Genomic DNA, 18,767 nt, shown 5'->3' with positions numbered 1-18,767 from the left:
CTGCAATCTAACAGCCGTTCCTGAGAATCCGGGTCGCCGCCACGGGGGATTTTCCGGGCCGTGCGCCTACTCCGGGAAATCCAGGACGCACTCGCCGACGCTGACCTCGGCGGGCCACTCCAGCTTGAGCGCCCGGTCGACGCGGTCGCCGGAGTCGACCGGCACGGCGTGCGCCGCCAGCCCCATCGCCTTCGCGGCGAGGTAGAACACCTGCTGCAGGGCGCCCACGTGCAGCAGGGTCGTGGCGTAGGCCGCGCCGCCGAGCACCCAGGCGATCCGGGACATCCGCGCCGTCATGGTCAGCAGGGCCGACGGGCGGCGGTGGCTGCCCGCGGCGATCATCGCCATGTCCAGCAGGTTGTCCAGGACCGCCGCGTCGTCGTTGATCAGCGTGAGCGTGTGCCACAGCGGGTCGTAGTGGTAGATGCCGGGCGCGAGATCGGTGCAGCGGTTGATGCCGACGTAGATCTCCAGCTCGTACAGGCAGGCGACGCTGAAGTAGGGCCGCTGCGACGCCTCGTGGGACGGCCCGCCGGGCAGGTGGGCCGGTCCGACCGACCGGACCCGCGCGGCGCGGAACAGGAACTCGCCGATCTGCCGCGCCGAGAGGGCCCGTTCGCTGAACTCCGGGCAGGTGTGATCGCTCTCCAGCAGCGTCGTCAGCGACGGGTCGCGGGCTTCGAGGACCGGCGGAGCCGGCCGGTGCAACGGGAACGTGGGTCCGGCGGTGACCTGCTTGACCACCGGCGGCTCGGCGCCCGCCCGGCCGGTGCCGGGGTCCGGCGGCGCGCCCTTCTGCCAGGTGCGGCTGCGCGCGTGGAACATCAGGTCGTCGTGCGACCAGATCGCCATCTCGGGGTCGCCGTGCTCGGTGAAGCGGCCTTCGGCGTCGCCCAGGAGCACGACCCCGGCGGCGACGAGGAACTCGACCACGTCGGCGACCACCGCCTCGGCCACCCCGGTGGCCGCGGCCAGCTGCTCGACCGTGACCGGGGAAGCCAGCGAGGACGCGATGAGCATCGCGGGCGGCCGGAGGAGCGCGACCTTGTACCGCGCGCCCGGCGACTCGGCCAGCAGCGCGCCTTCGTCGGCCCGCAAGGCGGTGAACCGGGACAGCCGGACCTGCCGGCCGGGCGGCAGCGGCCCGTCGGGGAAGACCGGGAACTGCGTCACCGGGATCGCCGAGAGCACCGGCCCGCGGCCGTCGTTCAATGCGAGGGAGTGCACCACCGACCCGGAGAGCCGGGTGAGGATCTTGCGCAGGGAACTTCGCCAGGCGTCGCCGCCGGCGTGGCCCGAGACCGCCAGGTTCGCCATCGACACCGGCCCGAGCGCGAGCCTGCCGAGCGATTCGCGGACACCGTCGGCCGTACCGGGGAAGTCGTACTCGCCCCACCAGGTGATCGCGACGAGGGACCCGTCGTCACCCGCCTCGATCAACGTGTCTTCGGTCAACGACCACAGCCGGATCGTTTCGGCGTGCCCTTGCGGGCTCTCGGCAGCCAACGCAAACTCCTATACCCACGACGAAAACGCCGTTCGATGCACGCAGTGTGCTAGAGGAACATGGGGAACGGATTGAGCCGCTCGTAGGGCGTCGGTGCGGCGAGCCTGCCCAGGCGCACCGGGACGTCGAACAGCCGGCCGGGCGCGTACCGGGCCCAGAAGGGCCGGAGCCCGGGTGCCAGCACCTTGACGACCGGAACTCCGACGTCGGGCCGGGTCTGGTCGAGCACGAGCAGCTCACTGCCCGCGGCCGCCAGCGTCCGGGCCAGCGCCTCGACGTCGTCGCGCACGTCCGCACGATGGACGAAGCCGAAGTCGGCCGCGGTCCGCGTCCGCTCCCCGGCGACGGGGCGCAGGTAGGGCTGGCTGGCCACGGTCGCGTACTCCAGCCACCGGGCCGCGTCCGGATCGTCGACGTCGTGCCCCCGCTCGAGCAGGTCCGGGATCATCTGGTTCAGCTCGGTCACCGCGCGCCGCAGGGCGATCCGCGGGTCGAGGTGGGCGCCGAAGCCGAACATGATGTGCTCGTGGGGCCCGTCGGTGCGGCGCGACACGGCGACGAACACCGGGACGCCGAGGTCGGACGTCACGTCGAGGGCCCACAGCTCCCGGCCCAGCCCGGCGTAGTGGCCGACCATCTCCTCCAGCCAGCTGTCACCGAAGGACCCGAGGTCGAGCCCGGCCACCGGCGTGCGGTTGTACCACCAGAGCGCGACGGCGTCGCGCTCGACGAGTTCGAGCGTGCCCTGCAGGACGGCGTCCTCGAGGCTGCTGCCGGCCGCCGCGCCGTTGGAGTCCGCCTGCAGGCCCCGGATCCCGCAGGTGGCGGGCACCCCGTAGTACAGGTACCCGGTGGGCAGCAGCCGGCGGCGGCCGGCCAGGGACCACACGGGGGTCCAGTCGATCGCGGCGGCCGGGTCGAACCGGTCGGCGACGTGCTGGAAGAGGCCGTGCGCGGCGTTCCACTCGGCCCGCTCGCGGTACTGGCGCTCGGCGAAGAGCATGCAGTCGTTGGGGTGCACGGCCTCCTCGCCGAGCTCCTCGAACGACGCCCGGATGCGCAGCTCGTCGCCCTGGTAGTTGCCGGAGAAGCGTTCCGCGGCCTCGCAGAGGGCGCCGACCTCGGCGTCGATCGGGCTGACCCCCTTGCCGCCGTTTTCGGCGCGCAGCCCGGCCTGCATCCCGGCCACGCCGGTCATCCCGCGGGCCACGTTGAACCCGGACCGGTAGGAGTTGACGAACGGCGGCGCCGCCGGGTCGCGCCGGATCTCCTTGATGATCCCGGTGACCGGGCTGACCAGGTGCCGGTACCGCTCGAGCGTCTCCGCCGGCGTCGCGGTGCGGTGCCCGCCCCCGGTGGAGGTGGTCTTGCGGGCCGGCGCGAGCCGGACCGGGCGCGCGGCCTGCGCGGCCACCATCGCGGTGTCCCCGCAGCCGGGGCACTGCGGCCGCCGGCGCAGCTCGTGCCGCTTGCCCTGCAGGTCGAGCGTGTCGAGCACCCACACGCTCTGCTGGCCGCTGTGCCGGTAGCCGGCCAGCCACTTGCTCGCCTCGAGCGCGATCAGGTGCGCCGCGGCGGCGGTCAGCGACGGCAGCGCGGCGGCGGGACGGCGCGCCGGGCCTTCGTGGCCGAGCAGCTCCTGGGCGCACGCCTCCGCGTGCCGGTGTCCCCACAGCCGGTTGGTCAGGCAGTGCCAGCAGGCGGATTCGCCGGGCCGCAGCACCGGCCCGATCCACACCTGCGCGGCGAACGGCCGGGCCAGCAGCCACGGGCGCCCGGTCCGCCGGTGCTCGGCGTCGAGCTCGCCCAGCCGCGGGTCGAGGTAGTCGGTGCACAGCACGATGCTCAGGTCCGCCGCGTCGGCCGCCGTCCCGGCCGGGGCGACCTCCAGGCCCGCGTCGGCCAGCGCCCGCTCGACGACGCCGGTGTCGACGTCCTCACCGACGGCGACCAGCCGGACCCCGGGGCGGGTGACCCGCGAGGTGACCGAGGCCGTGTCGATGCCGCACGCGTCCCAGTAGGCCAGCTCCCGCTCGTCGACCGCGGGTTCGGGCGCCGGGCGGACCGACACCAGACCCGCCTCCATCAGCTGGGCCAGGATGGCCGCCACCTCCTCGGGAGCCATCCCGGCCGGCCGGGCCCGGAGCACCTCGGCGAGTTCGCGGGTGCCGTCGAGCAGCGGGGCGAGCGACTCGATGCGCGCCCCGCGCATCGCGATGACACCCTGTTCGGAGAAGAGGTAGGCGCCCTTGCCGGCGTGGACCTCGGCGCGCAGGTGCCTCTTGAAGGCGAGGACGGGAGTGCCGGCGGCCGGCGTCATCGTGGAGCGTGACCGCTGCGGCGCGGGTTGCACGGCTGATCCACTCATCTGCACTCCTGTTTCCCGTGCGCGCGATCCGAGAACCCGGATTCTTCTCCGGTGCCCGGACCTGCGGCCAGTGCGCCGCGCACCGAACGCCATATGCGAAACGCATGTCCGTTCGCGTGAAACGCATGTGCGACGGGTGCACTTCGCACTGGTCGCCGCCACCCGTGGTTCGTCAACCTGGTTCGCGAGGGCACTGCGCCCGCGGGCTCCGCCCCGGCCCGTTCGACAGAGACCCACAAGTGAGGATCGAGTATGACGACCACTCGCACCTACGGACAGTTCTGCGGCCTGGCGCGCGCTCTCGAGATCGTCGGGGAGCGGTGGTCCATGCTCGTCATCCGCGACCTCGTGCTCGGCCCGAAGCGCTACACCGACCTGCAGCGTGGCCTGCCGCGCATCCCGGCCAGCATCCTGTCCTCCCGGCTCAACGAGCTCGAGCAGGCCGGCGTGATCCGCCGCCGGGTGCTGCCGCAGCTGGACGCGAGCCTCGTCTACGAGCTCACCGAGTACGGCAGCGAGCTCGACCACATCCTGCTCGACCTCGGGCTGTGGGGGGCGCGGTCGCTGGGGCACCCGAAGGACGACGAGGTCTTCACCAACGACGCCGCCATCCTTTCGCTCTACACGACGTTCCAGCAGGAGGCCGCGGCCGGCGTGCACGTCACCTACGTGCTGCGCCACCACGACTCGCTGATCATCCACGCGATGATCGACGACGGGACCCTGAAGGTCGGCTCGGGCGACCACCCGGCGGCCGACCTGGTCATCGAGCCGCAGGGCCCCGAGCTGATCGACCTGGTGAACGGCCAGCTCACCGCGTCCGAGGCGATGGCGACGGGCCGGGTGCGCATCGAAGGGGACTTCGCGCACCTCGAGCTGTTCACGAAGCTGTTCCGCATCCCGCCGAAGCCGGAGCTGCCGGACGGCCTCGCCTTCCACTGACCTCTCCTCCGGCACGGCGAAGGGGCCGGCACCTGTCTCGCGGACAGGTGCCGGCCCCTTCGCCGAATGCCGGACAGCCGCACAGGATCGGCAATCCGGAGTAACGGACCGGACGTATCCGGCGGTTAAGGTCGACGAACCCGCCGTTTTCCGCAATCCGCACAGAGGGGTACGCATGTCGACGTCCGAACTCGCTCGGCCGTCCGGCTTTCTGGGGAACCTGAACAGCAGGAACCACCACCGGGCGCTCGCCGTGTTCATGATCATCGTGATCGCCCACTGGGCCGAGCACATCGTCCAGGCCGTCCAGATCTACGGCTTCGGCTGGCCGACGTCCCGCGCCCGCGGCGTGCTCGGTCTGCCGTTCCCGTGGCTGATCTCGCAGGAGTGGCTGCACTACGGCTACGCCCTGGTGATGCTGGTGTTCCTGTGGGTCCTGCGGCACGGCTTCGCCGGGCGCTCGCGCCAGTGGTGGAACCTCGCGCTGGGCATCCAGTTCTGGCACCACATCGAGCACCTGCTGCTGTTCATCCAGGCGCAGAGCGGCTGGCGCCTGGCCGGGCAGAAGGTGCCCACCAGCATCATCCAGCTGCTGGTCCCGCGGGTGGAGCTGCACCTGTTCTACAACACGATCGTCACCATCCCGATGATCGTCGCCGTCGTCCTGCACCGGCGTGCCTCGGCCGCCGAGCGGGAGCTGACCCAGTGCCTTTGCGGTCAGCCGAAGCAGCCCGCGCTCGCGGCGTGAAGCGCGCGCTGGCCCTGCTGGCCTTCCTGATCGGCTGGCTGGTGCTCGGCGCGACTCCCGCCTCCGCGCACGTCGAGATCATCTCGTCGACCCCCGGGGACGGCGCCCGCCTGAGCGCGGCGCCGTCCCTGGTGTCGGTCACCCTCTCGGAGAACGTCGGGATCCAGCCGGGGTCGATCAAGGTCGTCGACCTCGGGGGCAGGCAGGTCGACTCCGGGCCGGTGTTCCAGCCCGGCGACGTCGCCGAGCAGGTCGCGGTGCGGCTGAAGCCGGACCTGCCGGACGGCAGCTACCTCGTCGAATACGCCTTCGTCTCGGCCGACTCGCACCCCGTGCGCGGCACCGTCGCCTTCGTGGTCGGCAACGGTCCGCTGGTGACCTCCGCCGGCGCGGTGTCCGCGGCCACCGGCACGGACGCGGGCGTCGACGCCGTGTCGACGGCCGTGCGCTGGCTGGCCTACCTCGGCGTCGTGCTGCTCGGCGGGCTGGCGTTCGTCGTGCTGTGCCGCCCGGCCGCCCGCACCGACCGCCGGGCCCGGCGGCTGCTCCACGCGGGGGCCGGCCTGGTCGCGGCGACCACCGTGGCGGCGTTCGTGCTGCAGGGCCCGTACGCGGCCGGGCGGGGCCTCGGCGCCGTCTTCGACCCCGGGCTGCTGGCCGATACCCTGCGCGTCGCCTACGGGAAGCTGCTGCTGCTGCGGCTGGCCGCCGTGGCCGCGCTGCTCGTGGTGCTGCCCCGGCTGCTGCGGCCGGACCAGCCGGACCGCCTGCGGTCCCGCTACGAGAACCTGGCCATGGTGACGGGGTTCCTCGTGCTGCTGACGTTCTCGGCCACCGGCCACCCGGTCACCGACCCGATCATGTTCGTCTCGGTCACGGCGGACCTCGTGCACTTCGGCGCGATCGCCGTCTGGGCGGGCGGCCTGGTCCAGCTGGCCCTGTGCCTGTACCGCCCGGCCGGCGGCGAAGACCCGGCCCCCGCGGCCACCCGCTTCTCCGGCCTCGCGGCGGGTTCGGTGACGGCGATCGCCCTCAGCGGCGCCGTGCTGGCCCTGCGGATCATGCCGTCGCTGTCGACGCTGTGGACGACCCGGTTCGGGCTGATCCTGCTGCTGAAGATCGCCGGGTTCGCGGTGCTGCTGGCGGTGGCGAGCCGCTCGCGCCGCGCGGTGCGGCGGGGCACGACCGGATCGGCCGCCGCGGGCGGCACGGCCACGGTGACCGCCGACCTGCGCAAACTGCGGCTCGCGGTCGGGGTGGAGGTGCTGCTCGGCGTGGTGGTGCTGGCGTTGGCGGCGATGCTGACGGTGACCCCGCCGGGAGGGTGAGTCCGGAGGTGTCCTGGCTCGTTCCGCTCGCCCGGCGAGCTGAACGAGCCGTTCCGGCCCCTGCCGGTCAGATCCCCGGCCGGACCGGCGGCGAGAAGGGCCCCCAGCTGAACGCGGGCAGCCACGGCTCCGGCGCGACAGTCCAGTCCAGGGCGGTGAGCTGCGCGACCGACCGCCGCCCGGCGAGCGCGCGGTAAAGGTCGTGAGCCGGGGCGGTCACCGTCACCGCCGCCGGGCCCTCGCCCGCCGTGCACTCCGCGCCTGCCGTCTCGCGCAGCCGCACCGCCGGCAGCCCGTGCCCGGCGAGCGACCTCGAGAAGCCGCGGACCAGCACTTCGAAGCTCGGCGCCCATGCCGGGTGTCCCTCGGGCGGCGGCGCCCCGAGCGCGGCCCGCAGGTCCAGCTCGTGGGTGAAGGCGTCCATCAGCATGATCTCGCCACCGCGTCCACCGGCCTCGGCCAGCAGCGGGTCGAGCCGCTCGCCGACGGCGTCCCAGCGGTCGAGCAGGTCCGGCACCGCCGAGGAGCCCACCGGGGACGGTGGCCGCCCGCCGAAGCGCTGGAGCACCCGTTCGCCGATCTCGACGAGGTGACCCAGCAGGTCGGCGACGGTCCACTCCGGACACGCCGGCACCGCGAGGCTCCCGGCGCCGGGCCGCTCGCGCAGCAGCGCGCGGATGCCGTGGCGCACGGCCGGGTAGCCGTCGACGTCCCGGAGACTCCCTGTCACACGCCCCCACCTCACCTGGCACCATCGGTGCCTCCGGCCCAGTATGCCCAGGTGACGGGCCCCGCGGTTCTCCCCGCGTGCCGTCGCCGGAAGACCCCGGGAGGTCGTGACCTTGCCCACGCTGTGGTCCACGCCGGCGCAGTGGGACCTGCTACCGCCGGTCCTGCTCGCGCTCGTGCTGAGCGTCGCCATCGGGCTCGAGCGCGAGGCCGCCATGAAGGCCGCCGGGCTGCGGACGCACGGCCTGGTCGGCGTCGGCTCGGCCGTGTTCATGCTCGTGTCGAAGTACGGCTTCGCGGACCTGCTCGGCCTCGACCACGTCTCGCTCGACCCGTCGCGGATCGCCGCCCAGATCGTCTCCGGCATCGGCTTCATCGGCGCCGGCCTCATCTTCGTCCGCCGCGACGCGGTGCGCGGCCTGACCACGGCGGCGACGATCTGGCTCACCGCCGCGGTCGGCACGGCGTGCGGCGCCGGGCTGCCGGTGCTCGCCGCCGGCACGACGATCGCGCACCTCGTGGTCACCCGCGGTTTTCCCCCGCTGCAGCGGTTCGTCGCGCGGCACCGCCGCGAGCCGCCGGTGATCCGGCTGAGTTACCTCGACGGCCACGGCGTGCTGCGCGCGGCGCTCGCCGTCTGCACCGGACGGGGCTGGAGCGTGCACCACGTCGACGTCGACCACGAGTCCCTTTCCGAGGAGGGGCACCGGATCGCGGTCGTGGCGCTGCGCCTCGACGGCCGCGGTGATCTCTACGACCTCGCCGGGGAACTCGCCGAACTGCCGGGCGTGCGGAGCACGTCCACCGGCCGCGGGGAACCGCTCGACGAATGATCGCCCGCCCGGGCAGCGCGCGGCGGTGGGTTTGCGGCACACTGGGGTGCACCCGGAATTCCCCGGTAACGCAAGGAAAACGTGCGGCCGGGGAAAAAGCATCCAATTCGGAGGTGAGGCATGGCCCCCGGCGGTGGCGAGGACGTGGCGCGGACGCAGCCCGGATTCGACCTGGCGTGGCGCGGTTTCCACCGCGCGCAGGTCGCCGAATACGTCGCGTGGGCCGAGGCCGAGATCCGCAGGCTGACCGCCGAACGCGACTCGGCGCGGCAGCGCGGGGCCGCGCTCGCCGAGCAGAACCGTGAACTCCTCGTGAAGATCGACCGCATCAGCCGGACCCCGATCGCGCCGGACGCGCTGCAGGAGCGCTCGCGCCGGATGATCGAGCTCACCCGCGAGGAGGCGGCCGAAATCACCGCCCACGCAACGGAAACCGCGGAGCGGATCCGGCGCGAGGCCGAGGAGGAGGCCGTCCGGCTCACCGAGAAGGAACGCGAGCTGGTCGCCGCGGCGGAAGCCGATCGCGAACGTCAGCGGGCCGAGCACGAGGAGCTCGTGCGGGCGGCCGAGCAGCGCCGGCGTGAGCTCGACGAGGCCGCGGCCCACCGCCGGGCCCGGCTGGAAGAGGATCACACCCGGGCGATGAAACTGCGCCGGGCCGACTCGATGCGCGAACTGGCCGAGCAGGAAGCGGCCGCCCGGGCCAAGGCGGATCAGCTGGTCGCCGAAGCCACCCAGCGCGGCGAGGCGATGGTCAGCAGCGCGGAACGCGAGGTCGCGGCCCTCACCGAGGTCCGGGACAAGCTGCACGCCAGTCTCACCGGCTGCCGGGCTTTGCTGGCCGAAGCGGCCGTCGCCCTCGACGACCGGCCGGCGCCGATCGACCCCGAAGCCACCCTGCCGATGTCGAAGAGAGTGCCCGTCCAGCGGCGCTCGCCCGCGGACGATCTGTCGGACGCCGTGGGGTGACCCCTTGTCCCCCGGCCGGGGAACACCCATGATCGGAAGATCGCCCGGCCGAGGTGAGGGGGAGCCATGCGTACGACGCTGGGGCGGTCCGCGCTGGCCGCGGCGCTGGTGGCGGGCACGCTCAGCGCGTGCGGCGGCGGCTCCGGGCTGACGATCAACCTGTACGTCTCGCCGGAGAACAACCTCCAGCACGTCGTCGACGCCTGCACCGCGGCGGCCGGCGGGCGGTACCGGATCGTCTACCACAAGCTCCCGCGCGGCGCGGACGGCCAGCGCGAGCAGATGGTGCGCCGGCTGGCCGCGGAAGACCCCTCGCTGGACGTCCTCGGCCTCGACGTCACATGGGTGCCGGAGTTCGCCGAAGCCGGCTGGGTGGTGCCGTGGACCGGCGCCGCCGAGGCCGAGGCGACGCGGGACGTGCTGCCCGGGCCGCTGTCGACCGCGCGCTGGAACGGGAAGCTGTACGCGGCGACGAAGCACACGAACGTCCAGCTGCTCTGGTACGACGACCGGCTCACGCCGTCGCCGCCGAAGACGTTCGACGAGATGATGGCGCAGGCCAGGGCCCTGAAAGCGGCCGGGAAGCCGTCGTCGATCCTGTTCACCGGCGCCCAGTACGAGGGGCTGGTGGTGTTCTACAACACGCTGGTCGCGTCGGCGGGCGGGCACATCCTGTCCGACGACGGCAAGTCCGCGCTGATGGACGAGGGCGCCGTCCGCGCCCTGGAGCTGCTGAAGACGCTCACGACGGCCGGGATCACCGACCCGTCGCTGGGCAACTCGAAGGAGGACGAGGTCCGGCAGGCGTTCCAACGCGGTCAGGGGGCGCTGGAGCTGAACTGGCCGTACGTCTACGCGTCCTACGCGAAGGAAAAGCCGCAGGACCTGGCGCACGTGCGCTGGACGCGGTACCCGTCGGTGGTGCCCGGCCGGCCGAGCCGGGTCACGATCGGCGGCTTCAACCTGGCGGTGAGCACGTACTCGCCGCACAAGGCCGAGGCGTTCGAGGCGGCTCTGTGCCTGCGCAGCCCGGCGAGCCAGAAGTACCAGGCGATCGAGGACGGCCTGGCGCCGACGACGCGCTCGGTCTACGACGACCCGGCGCCGCTCGCCCCGGCCGACCCGGGCTCGACCATGGCGGCGAAGTTCCCGATGAAGCCGGACATCCTCGCCGCGCTCGCCGACGCGGCGGTGCGGCCGCTGACCCCGGCGTACCAGAACCTGTCGACGGTGATTTCGAAGGTGCTGTCACCGCCGTCGGCCATCGACCCGGAGGCCACCGCGGCGGAGCTGCGCGAACGGCTGACCGACGCGCTCGACTCGCGGGACATCATCCCTTGATGTCCCTGCGACGGGTGCTCGCCCTGGGCGCGGCGGTCGTGACGCTGGCCGCGTCGACCACGCTGGCCAACCGCGTGCTGCCCGGGTGGGCGTACCCGGTGTGCGGCCTGGTGGCGGCGCTCGTCCTGGTCGCCCTGGGCCGCGCGGCGGGGTGTTCGTGGACCGACCTGGGGCTTCGGGCGGTCCGCCGCCCCGCGCTGGTCGGCCTGGGTGGCGCGGCCCTGGTGGCGGTGGTGTTCGGGATCGCGCTGGCGGTGCCGGCGCTGCGCACGGTGTACCAGGACGGCCGCGTCGGCGACCCGGACCTCGGCCAGCTGCTGTGGCTGACGTGCGGCCGGATCCTGTTCGGGACGGTCCTCATCGAGGAGGTGGCGTTCCGCGGCGTGCTGCCGGGCCTGTTCGGGGCGTCGGACGACCGGTGGCGCTGGCCGCCGATCCTCTGCTCGGCCGCGCTGTTCGGGTTGTGGCACGCGCTCCCGGCACTGGCGATCGGCCGCAACGCCGCGGTGCACGCGGTGTTCGGCTCGACCCCGGTGGTGGTGCTGCAGGTACTGGCCATGACGGCGGCGGCCGTCGCGGGGATCTTCCTGCACTGGTGGCGCCACCTGGGCCGGGGCGTGCTGGCCTCGGTGCTCGTCCACTTCACGACGAACGCGGGCGGCCTGACCCTGGCGGTGCTGGTCCGCTGAGCCGCGAGCGCACGCTGGCGCCCCCGCCGCGGTGAGGGTCTCCGCGGAGCCGGTCCGCCGAGCTACGAGCGCACCAACCGCGCGATCGCGTCGGACGCCTCGCGAACCTTCAGATCAGCCTCCTCGCTACCCGCGGCGGCCGCCTGGACCACGCAGGTCGCCAGGTGCTCGTCGAGCAGCTCCAGCGAGAACGACTGCAGCGCCTTCGTCGCCGCGGAGACCTGGGTCAGGATGTCGATGCAGTACTTGTCCTGCTCGACCATCCGCTGCAACCCGCGGATCTGCCCCTCGATCCGGCGCAGGCGCTTGAGATAGGCCTCCCGCTCGGTGCCGTAACCCGTCATCGCCCACCTGTCCCCGTCGTCGCCAACCCTCGCGGCCGAGTATACCCACCGGGTGTATCGGCCCGGGGCCTCAGCGGAACCGGCGCAGCCGCAGGCTGTTGCTCACCACGAACGCCGACGAGCACGCCATCGCCGCACCCGCGATCATCGGGTTCAGCAGGCCGAGCGCCGCGAGCGGCAGCGCCGCCACGTTGTACGCGAACGCCCAGAACAGGTTCCCCTTGATCGTGGCGAGGGTGCGCCGGGCCAGCCGGATCGCGTCGGCCGCCGCCCGCAGGTCGCCGCGCACCAGCGTCAGGTCGCCGGCTTCGATCGCCGCGTCGGTGCCGGTGCCCATCGCCAGGCCCAGGTCGGCCTGGGCGAGCGCGGCCGCGTCGTTGACGCCGTCGCCGACCATCGCGACCACCCGGCCCTCGGCCTGCAGCCGCTTGACGACGTCGACCTTCCCCTCGGGCAGCACCTCGGCGACGACCTCGTCGATCCCGGCTTGGGCGGCGATCGCCCGGGCCGCGCCGGCGTTGTCGCCGGTCAGCAGCACCGGCGTCAGGCCGAGTTCGCGCAGCTCGGCGACCGCGCGGGCGGACGTCGGCTTGATCGTGTCGGCGACGGCCAGCCGTCCGCGGACCTCGCCGTCCCAGCTGACGCTGACCGCGGTTTCCCCGCCGCGGGACTCCGCCCGCCCGACGCGCACGGCGTGTCCCTCGACCACGCCTTCCACACCGATGCCGGCGGTGCTGCGGAAGTCCGTGACGGCGGGGAGCGCGCCGAACCGCTCCCGGGCGGCGGCCGCGACGGCGCGGCCGATCGGGTGCTCGGAGGCGGCCTCGACGGCGCCCGCGAGCCGCAGGACCTCGCCGTCGCCCTCGACCAGCGTCATCCGGCCGGTGGTGACCGTGCCGGTCTTGTCGAGGACCACGGTGTCGACGCGGCGGGTGGACTCGAGCACCTCGGGGCCCTTGACGAGGATGCCCAGCTGAGCGCCGCGGCCGGTGCCGACCAGCAGGGCCGTCGGCGTCGCGAGGCCGAGCGCGCACGGGCAGGCGATGATCAGCACGGCGACGGCGGCCGTGAACGCGGCGTCCGCGGTGCCGCCCGTCGCGAGCCAGCCGACCAGCGTGGCCAGCGCCGCGAAGACGACGGCCGGGACGAACACCGCCGAGACCCGGTCGGCCAGGCGCTGGACCTCCGCCTTGCCGGTCTGGGCGGCCTCCACAAGTCGCGCCATCTGCGCCAAGCGGGTGTCCGCGCCGACGCGGGTGGCGCGCACGAGCAGCCGTCCGCCGGCGTTGACGGTCGCGCCGGCGACGGCGTCGCCCGGCCCGACCTCGACCGGCACGGACTCGCCGGTGAGCATGCTGCTGTCGACGGCGGAGCCGCCTTCGGTGACGACGCCATCGGTGGCGATCTTCTCGCCGGGACGGACCACGAAGACGTCGCCGGGGTGGAGGCTCTCGACCGGGATGAGGTGCTCCTCGCCGTCGCGAAGCACTGTGACGTCCTTCGCGCCGAGGTCCATGAGCGCGCGCAGGGCCGCGCCGGCGCGGCGCTTGGCGCCGGCTTCGAAGGCGCGGCCGGCGAGGATGAAGGTGGTGATCGCCGCGGCGACCTCGAAGTACAGGCTGTCGGTCGCCGTCCCGAAGAACAGGGCGTACAGCGACCAGGCGACGGACGCGACGACGCCGAGCGAGATCAGCGTGTCCATCGTGGCGGTGGCGTGGCGCAGGTTGACGGCGGCGGCGCGGTGGAACGGCCACGCGCCCCAGCTGACGACCGGGGCGGCGAGGACGAGCGAGACCCACGGCCAGTAGGCGGACTGCCAGGCCGGGACCATCGCCCCGACGATCAGTGGGAGGGTGAGCCCCGCCGAGAGCAGCAAGCGCTTGCGCAGCGTCGGCGCGTCGTCGGGCTGCTCGGGTTCGGGGAGCCGCGCGGAGTACCCGGCGGCTTCGACGACGGCCTTGAGGTCGTCGACCGACAGCGCGCTGGGGTAGCTGACCTGCGCTCTCTCGGTGGCGTAGTTGACCGTCGCCGTCACGCCGCCGAGCTTGTTGAGCTTGCGCTCGACGCGGGCCGCGCAGGAGGCGCACGTCATCCCGCCGATGGCGAGTTCCGCGGTGGTCACTTCGGCCGGCTCACGCGACCAGGCGGTAACCGGCCTCGGTGACGGCGGCGGCCACGGCGTCGGCCGGCAGCGGGGCATCGCTGGTGACGGTGACGCGCCCGCTCTCGACGTCGACGTCCACCTGGCGGACGCCGTCGAGCTCGGAGACCTCTTCGCGGACCGACGTGGCGCAGTGCCCGCAGGTCATGCCCTCGACGGTGTAGGTCGCTTCGGCCATTTCCCGCTCCTTTCGTTGCCTTCCTTTATACCCATCGGGGGTAGGGGTTCGGCATCCGGGCGGGCAGACTCGCGGCATGCGGAAGCTCTACGCGATCGGGATCGGCGCCGGTGACCCGGAACACCTGACGGTGCAGGCCATCGACCGGCTCAACCGCGTCGACGTCTTCTTCGTGCTGGACAAGGGCTCGGAGAAGGCGGACCTGGTGCGGTTGCGGCAGGAGATCCTCGACCGCTTCGTCACGCGCCCGGGGTACCGGGTGGTGCTGGCGCAGGACCCCCCGCGCGACCGCACCCCGGACGACTACCGCGCGGCGGTCGCCGACTGGCACGCGGCGCGGGCCGAGGTGTACGAGAAGCTGATCCTGTCGGAGCTGGGGCCGTCGTCGTCGGGGGCGTTCCTGGTGTGGGGTGACCCGTCGCTGTACGACAGCACGATCGCGTTGATCGAGGCGGTCCTGGCGCGGGGGAACGTCGAGTTCGAGTACGAGGTGATCCCGGGGATCAGCAGCATCTCGGCCCTGGTGGCCCGCCACCGCACGACGATGAACCAGATCGGCCGGGCGGTCCAGCTGACGACGGGCCGCCGCCTGGCGACCGGCTGGCCCGAGGGGGTCGACGACGTGTTCGTCCTCCTGGACGCCCACACGACGTTCGACCAGTTCACGGCGGAGGGTCTCGAGATTTTCTGGGGAGCTTACGTGGGCACGCCGGAGGAGATCCTGATCTCCGGCCCGCTGACCCCCGCTTTGGCGGCCGAGATCCGCGAGAGGCGAGCCGAGGCGAGGGCTCGCCACGGCTGGGTCATGGACACCTACCTCCTCCGCCGCCCCAACCACTAACCCTTGCGGCCGGCCGGCTGGTCCGGGCGTGGCGAGGCAGCACGCGTGATCGGGCGGGTATCGGCTGTGCCTGGGAGGCATCACCCGCGCTTGGCGGGGCATCACTCGGCCGGCCAGTCCCGCCGTGCCGTGGTCCGGGCCGTAAGTCGCGTGATCCGGGGCGGGACTCACGTGAGTGGACCCGGATCTCGTGTGATTGGGGCCGGAACTCGCGTACCCGGACGGCCGAATCGCGTACCCCAGCGGCCGGCTCGCGTACCTGGGCGGCCGGCTCGCGTGCCTGGGCGGCGGGCTCGCGTACCTGGATAGACGACTCGCGTACCCAGGCGGCCAAGGCGCGTGTCGGGAGGGACGGTCGGTGTGATCCGTCGGTGTTTGGGCATAGAAAAGGGGGCCTGGGCCGGGAGACTTGCGTCTCGACCGGGCCCAGGCCCCTCTTCCGAAGTAAGTTCGGCGGTGTCCTACTCTCCCACAACCCTTCGGTTGCAGTACCATCGGCGCTGTCAGGCTTAGCTTCCGGGTTCGGAATGGGACCGGGCGTTTCCCTGACGCTATAACCACCGAAACACTACGAAACAACACACACAACGTGTGGTGTTTCAGAGCTGTAGAGTGGATGCGTAACATCTTCGTGGGCAAGTCCTCGGCCTATTAGTACCAGTCAACTCGACAACACATTACTGTGCTTCCATTTCTGGCCTATCAACCCAATGGTCTGTTGGGGGCCTTAACCCACAAAGGGTGGGATACCTCATCTTGGAACAGGCTTCCCGCTTAGATGCCTTCAGCGGTTATCCCTTCCGAACGTGGCCAACCAGCCATGCCCCTGGCGGGACAACTGGCACACCAGAGGTTCGTCCGTCCCGGTCCTCTCGTACTAGGGACAGCCTTCCTCAAGTATCCTACGCGCGCGGCGGATAGGGACCGAACTGTCTCACGACGTTCTAAACCCAGCTCGCGTGCCGCTTTAATGGGCGAACAGCCCAACCCTTGGGACCTACTCCGGCCCCAGGATGCGACGAGCCGACATCGAGGTGCCAAACCATGCCGTCGATATGGACTCTTGGGCAAGATCAGCCTGTTATCCCCGGGGTACCTTTTATCCGTTGAGCGACACCCCTTCCACCAGGTGGTGCCGGATCACTAGTCCCGACTTTCGTCCCTGCTCGACATGTCTGTCTCACAGTCAAGCTCCCTTGTGCACTTGCACTCAACACCTGATTGCCAACCAGGCTGAGGGAACCTTTGGGCGCCTCCGTTACTCTTTAGGAGGCAACCGCCCCAGTTAAACTACCCATCAGGCACTGTCCCTGAACCAGATCATGGCCCGAGGTTCAGATTCCCAATTCGACCAGAGTGGTATTTCAACAACGACTCCACAGCCACTAGCGTGACCACTTCACAGTCTCCCACCTATCCTACACAAGCCGAACCGAAAACCAATACCAAACTATAGTAAAGGTCCCGGGGTCTTTCCGTCCTGCCGCGCGTAACGAGCATCTTTACTCGTAGTGCAATTTCGCCGGGCCTGTGGTTGAGACAGCCGGAAAGTCGTTACGCCATTCGTGCAGGTCGGAACTTACCCGACAAGGAATTTCGCTACCTTAGGATGGTTATAGTTACCACCGCCGTTTACTGGCGCTTAAATTCTCAGCTTCGCCCCGAAAGGCTAACCGGTCCTCTTAACGTTCCAGCACCGGGCAGGCGTCAGTCCATATACATCGTCTTGCGACTTCGCATGGACCTGTGTTTTTAGTAAACAGTCGCTTTCCGCTGGTCTCTGCGGCCACCCACCCCTAGCCCGAAAAAGGCTTCAAGGTGTTTGGCCCCCCTTCTCCCGAAGTTACGGGGGCATTTTGCCGAGTTCCTTAACCACAGTTCACCCGATCGCCTTGGTATTCTCTACCTGACCACCTGTGTTGGTTTGGGGTACGGGCCGTGCATGCACTCACTAGAGGCTTTTCTCGGCAGCATAGGATCACTCTACTTCGCCTCAAACGGCTACGCATCACGTCTCAGAGTATATAAAGCACGGATTTGCCTATGCTTTCTCCTACACGCTTACACCAGGACAACCATCGCCTGGCGGAGCTACCTTCCTGCGTCACCCCATCGCTTGACTACTACGAAATCAGGTCCCACGCTCCACACACACCCCTCCGTCCGAAGACATTGGGACGCGGCTTTGGGTGGTTAGTATCAAACGCCTCGTCATGGGCGCACATGCTCGGGTACGGGAATATCAACCCGTTGTCCATCGACTACGCCTGTCGGCCTCGCCTTAGGTCCCGACTTACCCTGGGCGGATTAGCCTGGCCCAGGAACCCTTGGTCATCCGGCGGCAGAGTTTCTCACTCTGCATTCGCTACTCATGCCTGCATTCTCACTCCCACACCCTCCACCACTGGTTTCCACCGTGGCTTCCCTGGATGCAGGACGCTCCCCTACCCATCAACACGACTACACAACACTCTCAAGGAGCGAAGCGGATCTCATGTGTCAATGACACAGCTTCGGCGGTGTGCTTAAGCCCCGCTACATTGTCGGCGCAGGACCACTTGACCAGTGAGCTATTACGCACTCTTTCAAGGGTGGCTGCTTCTAAGCCAACCTCCTGGTTGTCTGGGCAATCCCACATCCTTTCCCACTGAGCACACACTTAGGGGCCTTAGCTGGTGTTCTGGGCTGTTTCCCTCTCGACGACGAAGCTTATCCCCCGCCGTCTCACTGCCACGCTCTCACTTATTGGTATTCGGAGTTTGGTTGATTTCGGTAACCCGGTAAGGCCCCTAGACCATCCAGTAGCTCTACCCCCAACAAGAAACACGTGACGCTGCACCTAAATGCATTTCGGGGAGAACCAGCTATCACGGAGTTTGATTGGCCTTTCACCCCTACCCACAGCTCATCCCCTCAGTTTTCAACCTAAGTGGGTTCGGGCCTCCACGACGTCTTACCGTCGCTTCACCCTGGCCATGGGTAGATCACTCCGCTTCGGGTCTAGACCACGCGACTCATTCGCCCTATTCAGACTCGCTTTCGCTACGGCTACCCCACACGGGTTAACCTCGCCACGCAGCACTAACTCGCAGGCTCATTCTTCAAAAGGCACGCCATCACCCAACAAAGCAGGCTCTGACGGCTTGTAGGCACACGGTTTCAGGTACTCTTTCACTCCCCTCCCGGGGTACTTTTCATCTTTCCCTCACGGTACTCGTCCGCTATCGGTCTTCAGGAAGTATTTAGGCTTACCGGGTGGTCCCGGCAGATTCACAGCAAATTCCACGAGCTCGCTGCTACTCGGGAACACCAAACAAACAATCCACACCGTGTTTTCGCGTACGGGGCTCTCACCCACTCCGGCCGCCCATCCCAAGGCGTTCCACTAACACGAGTAATCATTCCGAGGACTGTCAGATCCTCGACGCTGGGTCCCACAACACCACACACACAACGCCTGACAGCTTGACATGTGCATGGTTTAGCCTCTTCCGCTTTCGCTCGCCACTACTCACGGAATCACTTTTGTTTTCTCTTCCTACGGGTACTGAGATGTTTCACTTCCCCGCGTTCCCTCCACACACCCTATATATTCAGGTGCGGGTAACACCACATCACTGGTGCTGGGTTTCCCCATTCGGAAATCCTCGGATCACAGCTCGGTTGACAGCTCCCCGAGGCTTATCGCAGCCTCCTACGTCCTTCATCGGCTCCTGAAGCCAAGACATCCACCATGTGCCCTTAACAACTTGACCACAAAGATGCTCGCATCCACTCTACAGTTCTCAA

The 18,767-nt window shown here is 70.0% G+C and carries 14 protein-coding genes and 2 rRNA genes; 8 read left to right on the top strand and 8 right to left on the bottom strand.

Features of this window, described 5'->3' with window-relative positions; translation table 11 throughout:
* Positions 1 to 66: 66 nt before the first annotated feature.
* Together ACH54P_RS41895 and ACH54P_RS41890 are read right to left on the bottom strand one after the other, a co-directional pair.
* Positions 67 to 1,506: a SagB/ThcOx family dehydrogenase gene (locus ACH54P_RS41895; RefSeq protein ID WP_489908844.1), complete on the bottom strand. Its 1,440-nt coding sequence runs from the start codon at positions 1,504 to 1,506 to the stop codon at positions 67 to 69.
* 50 nt (positions 1,507 to 1,556) lie between these two features.
* A complete protein-coding gene (locus tag ACH54P_RS41890) occupies positions 1,557 to 3,827 on the bottom strand; it encodes a TOMM precursor leader peptide-binding protein (protein ID WP_489916944.1) in 2,271 nt (756 codons plus the stop codon).
* Between the two features lie 300 nt (positions 3,828 to 4,127).
* Between ACH54P_RS41890 and ACH54P_RS41885 the strand changes: the two genes are divergently transcribed.
* The 3 genes from ACH54P_RS41885 to ACH54P_RS41875 all read left to right on the top strand — a co-directional run bounded on the left by ACH54P_RS41885 (position 4,128) and on the right by ACH54P_RS41875 (position 6,893).
* The gene (locus ACH54P_RS41885; protein WP_410642144.1) at positions 4,128 to 4,817 is read left to right on the top strand and encodes a winged helix-turn-helix transcriptional regulator; all 690 of its coding nucleotides are present in this window, start codon (positions 4,128 to 4,130) and stop codon (positions 4,815 to 4,817) included.
* Positions 4,818 to 4,992: 175 nt separating this feature from the next.
* Positions 4,993 to 5,565, top strand: a complete 573-nt coding sequence (locus ACH54P_RS41880) for a hypothetical protein (protein ID WP_489908843.1) — start codon at positions 4,993 to 4,995, stop codon at positions 5,563 to 5,565.
* The gene (locus tag ACH54P_RS41875) at positions 5,562 to 6,893 is read left to right on the top strand and encodes a copper resistance CopC/CopD family protein (protein ID WP_489908842.1); all 1,332 of its coding nucleotides are present in this window, start codon (positions 5,562 to 5,564) and stop codon (positions 6,891 to 6,893) included. The genes ACH54P_RS41880 and ACH54P_RS41875 overlap by 4 nt, the downstream gene beginning before the upstream one ends.
* A gap of 67 nt (positions 6,894 to 6,960) precedes the next feature.
* On the opposite strand, the gene ACH54P_RS41870 is transcribed toward ACH54P_RS41875, so the two are convergent.
* Complete coding sequence (locus ACH54P_RS41870) at positions 6,961 to 7,623, bottom strand: maleylpyruvate isomerase family mycothiol-dependent enzyme (RefSeq protein WP_489908841.1); 663 nt, start codon at positions 7,621 to 7,623, stop codon at positions 6,961 to 6,963.
* A 112-nt stretch (positions 7,624 to 7,735) separates the two neighbouring features.
* On the opposite strand from ACH54P_RS41870, the gene ACH54P_RS41865 reads away from it, so the two are divergent.
* The 4 genes from ACH54P_RS41865 (at position 7,736) to ACH54P_RS41850 (ending at position 11,454) form a co-directional block, all read left to right on the top strand.
* Entirely contained in the window at positions 7,736 to 8,455 is a 720-nt protein-coding gene (locus ACH54P_RS41865; RefSeq protein ID WP_489916942.1) for an MgtC/SapB family protein, read from the top strand.
* A gap of 120 nt (positions 8,456 to 8,575) precedes the next feature.
* Positions 8,576 to 9,424, top strand: a complete 849-nt coding sequence (locus tag ACH54P_RS41860) for a M protein (protein WP_489908840.1) — start codon at positions 8,576 to 8,578, stop codon at positions 9,422 to 9,424.
* A gap of 66 nt (positions 9,425 to 9,490) precedes the next feature.
* The gene (locus ACH54P_RS41855; RefSeq protein WP_489908839.1) at positions 9,491 to 10,765 is read left to right on the top strand and encodes an ABC transporter substrate-binding protein; all 1,275 of its coding nucleotides are present in this window, start codon (positions 9,491 to 9,493) and stop codon (positions 10,763 to 10,765) included.
* The gene (locus ACH54P_RS41850; RefSeq protein ID WP_489908838.1) at positions 10,765 to 11,454 is read left to right on the top strand and encodes a CPBP family intramembrane glutamic endopeptidase; all 690 of its coding nucleotides are present in this window, start codon (positions 10,765 to 10,767) and stop codon (positions 11,452 to 11,454) included. The genes ACH54P_RS41855 and ACH54P_RS41850 overlap by 1 nt, the downstream gene beginning before the upstream one ends.
* 62 nt (positions 11,455 to 11,516) lie before the next feature.
* Here ACH54P_RS41850 and ACH54P_RS41845 read toward each other — a convergent pair whose 3' ends face one another.
* The 3 genes from ACH54P_RS41845 to ACH54P_RS41835 all read right to left on the bottom strand — a co-directional run bounded on the left by ACH54P_RS41845 (position 11,517) and on the right by ACH54P_RS41835 (position 14,137).
* Positions 11,517 to 11,798: a metal-sensitive transcriptional regulator gene (locus tag ACH54P_RS41845; protein WP_489908837.1), complete on the bottom strand. Its 282-nt coding sequence runs from the start codon at positions 11,796 to 11,798 to the stop codon at positions 11,517 to 11,519.
* A gap of 70 nt (positions 11,799 to 11,868) precedes the next feature.
* Positions 11,869 to 13,890, bottom strand: coding sequence for a heavy metal translocating P-type ATPase (locus ACH54P_RS41840; protein WP_489916940.1), 2,022 nt, complete (start codon positions 13,888 to 13,890; stop codon positions 11,869 to 11,871).
* Between the two features lie 40 nt (positions 13,891 to 13,930).
* A complete protein-coding gene (locus ACH54P_RS41835; protein ID WP_489908836.1) occupies positions 13,931 to 14,137 on the bottom strand; it encodes a heavy-metal-associated domain-containing protein in 207 nt (68 codons plus the stop codon).
* 76 nt (positions 14,138 to 14,213) lie between these two features.
* Between ACH54P_RS41835 and cobF the strand changes: the two genes are divergently transcribed.
* Positions 14,214 to 14,978 carry a precorrin-6A synthase (deacetylating) gene (gene cobF / locus ACH54P_RS41830; protein ID WP_489908835.1) on the top strand — a complete coding sequence of 255 codons (765 nt, stop codon included), beginning with the start codon at positions 14,214 to 14,216 and terminating at the stop codon, positions 14,976 to 14,978.
* A gap of 448 nt (positions 14,979 to 15,426) precedes the next feature.
* Here cobF and rrf read toward each other — a convergent pair.
* Together rrf and ACH54P_RS41820 are read right to left on the bottom strand one after the other, a co-directional pair.
* A 5S ribosomal RNA gene (rrf, locus tag ACH54P_RS41825) occupies positions 15,427 to 15,543 on the bottom strand.
* A gap of 66 nt (positions 15,544 to 15,609) precedes the next feature.
* Positions 15,610 to 18,733 (bottom strand): 23S ribosomal RNA (locus ACH54P_RS41820).
* Between the last annotated feature and the right edge of the window lie 34 nt (positions 18,734 to 18,767).

It is taken from the genome of Amycolatopsis sp. N2S4-7, assembly GCF_058119595.1.
Note: the sequence above shows the minus strand (reverse complement) of the source record. Positions and strands in the feature narration are given on the sequence as shown.